The sequence below is a fragment of the Streptomyces sp. NPDC059092 genome (assembly GCF_042756365.1).
Taxonomy (GTDB): Bacteria; Actinomycetota; Actinomycetes; order Streptomycetales; family Streptomycetaceae; genus Streptomyces.
On sequence record NZ_JBHZEJ010000044.1, the window covers coordinates 39,701 to 47,795 of the forward strand.

The window sequence follows — 8,095 nt, forward strand, 5'->3', positions numbered from 1 at the left end:
GTGGTCAGGGCTTGATGAGGACCTTCAGCGCCTCGCGGTCGGCCATCGCGCGGTAGGCGTCAGGGGTGTCGTCCAGGGCGATGGTCCGATCGAAGACCCGACCCGGTTCGATCTTCCCTTCGAGGATATCGGGCAGCAGCTCCTCCATGTACGCACGGGCCGGGGCCACACCGCCGGTGAGGGTGACGTTCTTCGCGAAGTCCGGGAAGCCGAAGGGGATTTCGGCGTACTGCGGTACGCCGACCCGGCTGATCGCACCGCCTGCGCGAACCACGCCCAAGCTCATCTCGAACGCGGACAGCGCGCCCACGCACTCCAGAACGGCATGGGTGCCCAGGCCGCCGGTCAGCTCCCGTACACGTGCGATGCCTTCCTCGCCCCGCTCCGGAACGATGTCGGTGGCGCCGAAGTCGCGACCCAGGTCGGTACGGTCCTGGTGGCGGCCCATCAGGATGATCCGCTCGGCCCCGAGCCGCTTCGCGGCGAGTACCGCGGAGAGGCCGACCGCGCCGTCGCCGATCACCGTCACGGCCGTGCGCGGGCCGACTCCGGCCTTCACCGCGCTGTGGTGGCCGGTGCAGAGGACGTCGGAGAGGCTGAGCAGTGACGGCAGGAGGGCGGAGTCCTCGGCCACCGGGAGTTTGACCAGCGTTCCCTGGGCCTGCGGCACCCGTACGGCCTCGCCTTGGCCGCCGTCGACTCCGTTTGGGCCCCACTGACCGCCGTGCGGGCAGACCGTGTGGAGACCTTCCGTGCAGAAGACGCAGGTGTTGTCCGCCCAGAGGAAGGGGGCGACGACCAGGTCACCGGCCTTCACCCCGGACACCTCGGAGCCGGTCTCCTCGACGATGCCGAGGAACTCGTGCCCCATACGCCTGCCCTGCTCCGAGGCCGGCATGGAGGCGTACGGCCACAGATCGCTGCCGCAGACACAGGCGAGTACCACCCGGACGATGGCGTCAGTGGGATTCTGGATCTTCGGGTCAGGGACGTTCTCCACACGGACGTCACCGGCGGCGTACATCACTGTTGCTCGCATGAGAATCTTCCGATCTTCCTTGAAATGGTGTGAGGTTGGTGGGGAGCCACCACTCAGTAGCGGCCGCCCTCCGGTGTGGGCAGGGCGTCCAGGTCGGCCAGGTCCGCCGCGCTCGGTTCCATGTCCGCGGCGCTCGCGTCGTCCGCGAGGTACTTCGGGGTCTTGGTCCCGGGGATCGGGATGACGTACTCGCCTTGGGCCGGCACTCACGCGAGCGCCACCTGGTCAGGGGTGGTGCCGATCCGCTCGGCGATATCCCGGACCCGGCCGACGATGGCGAGGTTGGTGCGTAGGGCCCGTACACGTCAGCCGTGTCCATCAGGGTCATGCCCAGGTGGAGGGCCTGGTGAAGCACCGCGACCGACGTTCGACCGTCGCGTGGAGTGTTCAGGTCGTACCTATGGGTCATGTCCATGCAGCCCAGACCCAGGACACCGGCCTCGGGACCGCCCAGGCTCAATGTGGTGGCACGCATATCTGCTGTTCGACCTCCTGTCGTCCGTATCCCCGGCCGTAGATGATGTCCTTGAGCCGAAAAGCCACGCTTGTCGAGCTCGGCCATCCGGCGTAGATCGCCAAGTGGGCCAGGGCCTCGTCCGGCTTGTCCTTGACGACTCCGATGCACCCGAGTTCCGGTGCGATGGCCGCGTCAGAGGTTGACGAGCCGGCTCATCTCCTCTTCGAGACGTTCGCCCGCGGTCGGGGTGAGGTGGTTGAGTTTGTCCAGTTGTTCGGCGGTCAGTGTGATGCCGTCGGCGGCGGTGTTCTCCTCGACGCGCGCGACGCGCTTGGTGCCAGGTACGGGGGCGATGTCGTCAACATCCCCCAGCATCTGCGCTTCGTACGCCGTCTGGTAGGCCGCGTCGTACCGGGCAGCGGTGTTCCGTGCTGTGACAGGGCACCCCACGCGCCTGCCTCGCAGGTCACATGCCCGGCATACTGGACGGTATGAGAAGTGAGCAGCAGCCTGTCGGCGGGGGCACCGAGCTGGGGCGCTACCTACGGGCCCGCCGCGCCCAGGTGACTCCCCAGGATGTCGGCCTCGCGGCGGGTGGCGGGCTGCGCCGTACGCCTGGGCTACGCCGTGAGGAGCTGGCCACTCTGGCCGGTATCAGCATCGACTACTACGCACGCCTGGAGCGCGGCAAGGAGACCAACCCCAGCCCGTCGGTCGTCGATGCTCTCGCCCGTACGCTTCGGCTGGAGGGCCACGAGCGCGAGCACCTGCGCAGCCTCGCCGTCCTCGCCACCCGGACGGGGTACGAACCGTCGATCGCGGCCCGCGGAACCTTGCGGCCGGGCGTCAGTCTTCTCCTGGACAGCCTGAGACCGGGTCCCGCCTACATAACCAGCCGTACCAACGACCTGCTGGCCTGGAACCCCGCCGGGCTGCGACTGTTCACCGGCATCGAGGACTGGCCGGCGAATCAGCGGAACATCGCGCGCTACGCCTTCCTCCACCCCGCCGCTCGTGAACTCTTCGACGACTGGGAACACACCCTCCTCGGTTGCATCGCCCGACTGCGGGCCCTGGCCGGCACCGACCCCGACGCCCCGGACCTCGCCCGCCTCGTCGGAGAACTCCTCCTCAAGAGCCCGGACTTCGCCCGTCTCTGGGAGCGCTACGACGTCAAGGCGCACGCACACGGTCAAAAGACCTATCACCACCCCGACGTCGGCACCTTCACCCTCAACTACCAGAGCATGCACGTGGAAGGGACCCCCGGCCACCGCCTGGTCACCTATTACGCCGAGCCCGCCACCCCCGCCCACGACGCGCTCGTACTCCTCGACATGGCCGCGTACGAGCCGTCGGAGGGGGAGGCCGAGTCGCAGCGCCGGCAGTCGGCGGACGTGCCGGACGAGGCGTCGCCATCCACCTCCGAGCGCCCTGCATCAGGGCCGGAGCGGTGAGTTCCGTCGTGGCTGTGCCCGGGTGCCAGCAGCCCGCTGTTCGCCTTGAGTCCGCGCTCACCGCGTGGCCGCGTGTGACGTAGCCCGGATGGGTGCGGTTACCGTTCGTGCCGGTGGCCCCGTCGCTGTGCGATGCCGTGCGACAAGTTAGGCCGCAGCCCGAGTTGGTCGGCTCACGGCGCCTTCCTTCCCTCACCAGGTCTTTCATTGTTGCGGGGTGGGCCGACGCGTCCACGCGCGAAACGGGGACGCCCCCTGAGGCACGCCTCGGCGGAGCGTTTAAAGATCGTTAACTTGAGTGACTGTGACCGGAATTATCTGGATTGGTTCACTTTGCGGCGCCATGAGGGATCTCTCCGACAAGGAGCGAGATGTATCCCGGTCTCAAAAAGCACTACATGACCCCAGCAGCCGCAGTGGCGGCAGCCGGTGTCGCAGTGGCGGTGCTCTCGGCGTCAACCGCCGGTGCCAGTACGGCAGCCCAGTCCGCCCGTGCCGCCGCCGTCGCCGCGACGGCGGGCACACCGAAGGTCACGGTCAAGCCGGTTCCGCCGACCGACCGGAACCCGAAGTTGCGTGAAATCGCTACCTCGACCTGACCGGGCGCTCCGACAAGCCGGTCGTGATCAGTGGGTCGATGCATCAGTCGAAGACCTTCACCACCGACGGCTCGACCAACATGTTCAGCTCGATCCGGCTGGCCGCGAGCGGCAGGACGACCTGTTACGGCACCGTCATGCTGATGAACGACCAGTTCTTTGCCGCCCGGGAGGTCACCAGGACCGACGGCTACCGGATGGATACCTTCGGCGGCGGCAACTACGGTGCGCTGGGCGTCGTCAACGAAGACCACATCCGTACGATGCGGGCGCCCGCCCGAGTGATGGAGTGTGGCAAGACCTCCTGGAAGACGCCGTTCGACCTGTCCAAGAAGAAGGCGGCAGACCTGCCCCTGGTGGACATCGTGGGCGGGTACATCGACTCCTCCCCGGCTCCGATCGACGCCCTGGTGGCCGCCGGCAACAAGGGCATCGTGACCTCAGGTCACGGCCCGGGCGGCATCTCGACCGCCCAGAGCGCGGCCGAGGTTAAGGCGATCAAGAAGGGCGTGCTCTTCGTCTCGGCCACCCGGACCGGGGGCGAGGGCATGTACGACGACGGAACACCCGGAGTGATCGGAGCCGCCGACCTCTCCCCGCAGAAGGCACGGATCCTGCTGCAACTGGGTCTGACCTTCAGCGACAAGCGGGAGCGGATCCGCACCTGGTTCACCACCATCGGGGACCCACAGTTCGATCTGTCCGCCTTCCGCCGGTAACCATGTATGTCGGCCCCTCCCTCCTGTACTCAGAGGCAGGCGGGAGGGGTGCCCTGTCACACCATGGAACACCACTGCCTGGCACAAGGCGGCGTGCCACGGAACGTGCGAAGCCACCACGCTTGAGGGACGCTGAAGATCCAGCGTGAACAGCCCCCCGAGCAGCCGAGTCACCAACGGGTTCGCGACGAAGGGCCTGTTCGGTACGGGGCGTTGGATCACCCATCGCCCACGCGGTCCGCCACCCCCACTGACCGCCGAACCCGCGAACTACCCATCGTCGCGGAAGCCCCGCTCGGAGAACCAGGTTCCTCATCTCCGTCCGGCAGGATGACACGCCGCGCCGTGCATCAGGGCCGCCGCCGCTCACTCCGCGCCTCCGCACGTGCGGCGGCGGCCTGTTCACACCGCCCCAGGGAGACCATTCCATGCTGAACATCGCGGGCACGCTGTACGACTGGTGCCGCGAGGAGCGTCGTTTCGCGCTCGCCACTGTCGCGGGCGTCAGCGGCAGCGCGCCGCTGCCGCCCGGCACCGCGCTGGCCGTGGGCTCCAACGGTGACGTGATCGGCAGTGTGTCCGGCGGATGCGTGGAGGGAGCCGTCTATGAACTGTGCCAGGAGACTCTCGAATCCGATGGCGCTCCTGTGCTGACGCGTTTCGGCTACTCCGACTCCGATGCCTTCGCCGTAGGTCTGACCTGCGGCGGCGAGATCGAGATCCTGGTACAGCGCGTGGAACCCACGCATCAGCCCCACCTCACCGCAGCCCTCGCGGAGGTGGCGGCAGGCCGTCCCGCAGCCGTGGCCCAGGTCGTGGACGGCCCGCAAGACCTTCTCGGCCGTACCCTCCACGTTCCGGGCGACGGACCGTACGACGGGAGCCTGGGCGGGGAGCGCGAGGACCAGACTGTGGCGTCGCGAACCCGCGCGCTGCTACGGGCAGGCCGCACCGGCCGTATCGAGGTCGGCGGAGACAGCGATACGTGCCCCGAGCGGTTGTCCGTGCTCGTGCACACCAACGCTCCTCGGCCCCGGATGCTGATCTTCGGCGCCGTCGACTTCGCGGGCGCGCTGAGCGAGGCAGGCCACTTCCTGGGCTACCGGGTCACCGTGTGCGACGCCCGGCCCGTCTTCGCCACCCCCGCGCGCTTCCCGCACGCGGACGAGGTCGTGACCGACTGGCCGCACCGGTACCTGGCTGACTGCGACGTGGACGCCCGTACCGCCATCTGCGTCCTCACCCACGACGTCAAATTCGACATTCCCCTGCTGAGGCTGGCGCTCGGCCTGCCGGTGGGCTACATCGGCGCGATGGGCTCGCGACGCACCCACGACCACCGGCTGGGACTCCTGCGCGAGGCCGGCGTACGCGAAGAGCACCTCGCTCGCCTCAACTCCCCGATCGGACTCGACCTGGGCGCGCACACCCCGCAGGAGACGGCGGTCTCCATCACCGCCGAGATCGTCGCCCAGGCCAACAAGGGAACCGGCCTGCCCTTGTCCCGAGGCGCTGGTCCCATCCATCATCCGGACCCGGTCGGCGTCGGAGCGGCCACGCAGGCGGTCGCATGACAACCCGGGAAGCCGACGGGCAGACCGAGATGCGCCGGCGGTGCGGACGAAGCAGGAGAGGAGAAGCGGAGTGCGCAAGACGGCGACCCGGTTCGTGACGACCCTGACGACCGTCCTCCTGCTGGCCCTGCGGTTCTTCGCCCCGACCGCATCGCCGGAATCTGAGTACATCCCCGTGTCCACTGCCGGACCGCAGGCGACATACGCGGCGGAGAGCGTGCACGAGACGGATTGGGATGACGTCACCTGCGACGCACCCGACCGTGACAGCACCCCGGACGGATTGCTTCGCCCGCACGAGAGGCCTCGCGCTGCGGCTGGCTCCGTGCCCGTCCCGCTCTCACGTTCCCTGCTGACAGGCGACCACGCGGGGAAGCGCCCACCAGCGGTTCTCCCCGCGCAGTGCCGTGCCGGTCCGGCAGGGGGCTCCTCAACCTCCCACTCTCCGGACGTACTTCAGGTGTTCCGCTGCTGAGCGGACCTGCGGCGCGCACAGACCTGCTGCTCCCGCTCCGCATTGCCGAGGACGCCGATGCGAAGTCGTACCGCTGTGCTCGCCGTGCTCCCGTCTCTCGCAACGTACGCCGACGCGCCCCCATGGGCGCGCCAGGAGGAATTACCACAATGAAATCCCTCATCGATCACGCCCGGTCCTTCCACCAGCAGTGCGCGGATGTGAGGACCACGATGGACCACCGAACGAAACTCCCTCATGTGCGGCAGGACTTCGCCGCCTCGGTAGTCGTCTTCCTCGTCGCCCTGCCGCTGTGCGTGGGCGTGGCCGTGGCCTCCGGTGTTCCGGCGGAGCTGGGACTGATCACCGGCATCGTGGGCGGTCTCGTCACGGGCATGATGCGTGGCAGCAGTCTCCAGGTGTCGGGCCCGGCCGCCGGTCTCACGGTGCTGGTATTCGAGGCTGTCCAGACCTTCGGCCTGCCGGCGCTCGGCGTGATCGTGCTGGCCGCCGGGCTGCTTCAACTCGCCATGGGCGCGCTGAAGCTGGGGCGCTGGTTCCGGGCCATCTCGGTCGCGGTCGTCGAGGGCATGCTCGCCGGTATCGGGCTCATGATCATCGCGGGCCAGCTCTACGCGGCGGCCGGTCTGAAAGCCCCGGTCTCCGGCCTGGGCAAGATAGCCGGACTTCCCGAGGTGCTGGTCGAGGCTGCCTTCAGCACCAGGGCCCTGGTGTCGCTGGCGGTCGGAGCCGGGACCATCGCCGTGCTGGTGTTGTGGAAGCGGATGCCGAGCCGGGTACGTGCCGTTCCCGGTGCGCCGGCGGCGGTCGTCCTGGCCACGCTCGCCTCGCTGGTGTTCAGCCCGCCGATCGCCACCGTTGAGGTGCGCGGTCTGCTGGGTGCCGTCCAGGCGCCCGGGCCCGACGCGTTCGGCGAACTGGCGAGCGTGAGCATGCTCGGAACCGTCCTGGCCTTCACCCTGATCGCCTCCGCCGAGAGCCTGTTCAGCGCCGCGGCCGTGGACCGCCTGCACGACGGGCCACGCACCGAGTACGACAAGGAACTGATGGCCCAAGGCGCCGGCAACGCCGTGTGCGGGCTGCTGGGCGCGCTGCCGATGACCGCGGTCATCGTACGCAGTTCCGCCAACGTCCAGGCCGGCGCGAAGACCAAGGCATCCAGGATCCTTCATGGCGTATGGCTCCTGCTGTTCGCGGCACTGCTCCCGTCCGTCCTGGGACTCATTCCGCTGCCCGCCCTCGCCGGCATCCTCATCCACGCGGGCTGGAGGCTGATCCCGCTGCGCACGATCGCGTCGCTGTGGCGCGAACACCGGGGCGAGGCACTGATCCTGCTGGTCACGGCAGTGGCCATCGTCGCGGTGAACATGTTCGAGGGCGTGCTGATCGGTCTGGCCCTGTCCGTGGCCAAGACGGCCTGGGACGGCTCACACGTCAAACTGGAGGTCATCGACAAGGGTGCCGGACCCGTCCAGGCGCACCTGTCGGGCAATGCGACCTTCCTCAGGCTGCCGAAGATCCTCGACAGCCTCGAAGCGCTGCCCAGGGACCGGCCCATCGAATTGAACCTCTCCGGCCTGCACCACCTGGACCATGCCTGCCGCGTGGCCCTGGAGAACTGGTCGACGCGGCACAGCTCCGACGGCACCGAGTCAGTGCGAGTGACCGAATTGACGGGAGGCAAGGTCACGCAAAGCTGATGTTGGACTGGATGGTGGCTTTGTGTGCGAATTCGCACACAAAGCCACCACAATCGGACGCCGAGCGCAATGGCA

7 protein-coding genes and 1 pseudogene are annotated in these 8,095 nt (G+C 68.4%); 5 read left to right on the forward strand and 3 right to left on the reverse strand.

What is annotated here, in order from left to right; genetic code table 11:
* Positions 1-4 precede the first annotated feature (4 nt).
* From ACFXPL_RS23865 to ACFXPL_RS23875, 3 genes and pseudogenes are all read right to left on the reverse strand, one after another.
* Positions 5-1,039: a zinc-binding dehydrogenase gene (locus ACFXPL_RS23865; RefSeq protein WP_384923028.1), complete on the reverse strand. Its 1,035-nt coding sequence runs from the start codon at positions 1,037-1,039 to the stop codon at positions 5-7.
* A 53-nt stretch (positions 1,040-1,092) separates the two neighbouring features.
* Complete coding sequence (locus ACFXPL_RS23870) at positions 1,093-1,245, reverse strand: hypothetical protein (protein WP_384923031.1); 153 nt, start codon at positions 1,243-1,245, stop codon at positions 1,093-1,095.
* Positions 1,246-1,688: 443 nt separating this feature from the next.
* A pseudogene (locus tag ACFXPL_RS23875) lies at positions 1,689-1,877 on the reverse strand (aldo/keto reductase); the annotation flags it as partial.
* Between the two features lie 110 nt (positions 1,878-1,987).
* Here ACFXPL_RS23875 and ACFXPL_RS23880 point away from each other — a divergent pair.
* From ACFXPL_RS23880 to ACFXPL_RS23900, 5 genes are all read left to right on the forward strand, one after another.
* A complete protein-coding gene (locus ACFXPL_RS23880) occupies positions 1,988-2,953 on the forward strand; it encodes a helix-turn-helix transcriptional regulator (protein WP_384923033.1) in 966 nt (321 codons plus the stop codon).
* A gap of 371 nt (positions 2,954-3,324) precedes the next feature.
* The gene (locus ACFXPL_RS23885) at positions 3,325-3,552 is read left to right on the forward strand and encodes a hypothetical protein (protein WP_384923036.1); all 228 of its coding nucleotides are present in this window, start codon (positions 3,325-3,327) and stop codon (positions 3,550-3,552) included.
* A gap of 38 nt (positions 3,553-3,590) precedes the next feature.
* The gene (locus ACFXPL_RS23890; RefSeq protein WP_384923039.1) at positions 3,591-4,271 is read left to right on the forward strand and encodes an asparaginase domain-containing protein; all 681 of its coding nucleotides are present in this window, start codon (positions 3,591-3,593) and stop codon (positions 4,269-4,271) included.
* 428 nt (positions 4,272-4,699) lie between these two features.
* Complete coding sequence (locus ACFXPL_RS23895; RefSeq protein ID WP_384923042.1) at positions 4,700-5,845, forward strand: XdhC family protein; 1,146 nt, start codon at positions 4,700-4,702, stop codon at positions 5,843-5,845.
* A 687-nt stretch (positions 5,846-6,532) separates the two neighbouring features.
* A complete protein-coding gene (locus ACFXPL_RS23900; protein ID WP_384923087.1) occupies positions 6,533-8,020 on the forward strand; it encodes a SulP family inorganic anion transporter in 1,488 nt (495 codons plus the stop codon).
* Positions 8,021-8,095 lie beyond the last annotated feature (75 nt).

Bases quoted from the DNA above. Each gene is read 5' to 3' on its own strand.
- ACFXPL_RS23865 (WP_384923028.1), bottom strand. From the start codon at position 1,039: ATGCGAGCAACAGTGATGTACGCCGCCGGTGACGTCCGTGTGGAGAAC.
- ACFXPL_RS23880 (WP_384923033.1), top strand. From the start codon at position 1,988: ATGAGAAGTGAGCAGCAGCCTGTCGGCGGGGGCACCGAGCTGGGGCGC.
- ACFXPL_RS23885 (WP_384923036.1), top strand. From the start codon at position 3,325: ATGTATCCCGGTCTCAAAAAGCACTACATGACCCCAGCAGCCGCAGTG.
- ACFXPL_RS23890 (WP_384923039.1), top strand. From the start codon at position 3,591: ATGCATCAGTCGAAGACCTTCACCACCGACGGCTCGACCAACATGTTC.
- ACFXPL_RS23895 (WP_384923042.1), top strand. From the start codon at position 4,700: ATGCTGAACATCGCGGGCACGCTGTACGACTGGTGCCGCGAGGAGCGT.
- ACFXPL_RS23900 (WP_384923087.1), top strand. From the start codon at position 6,533: ATGGACCACCGAACGAAACTCCCTCATGTGCGGCAGGACTTCGCCGCC.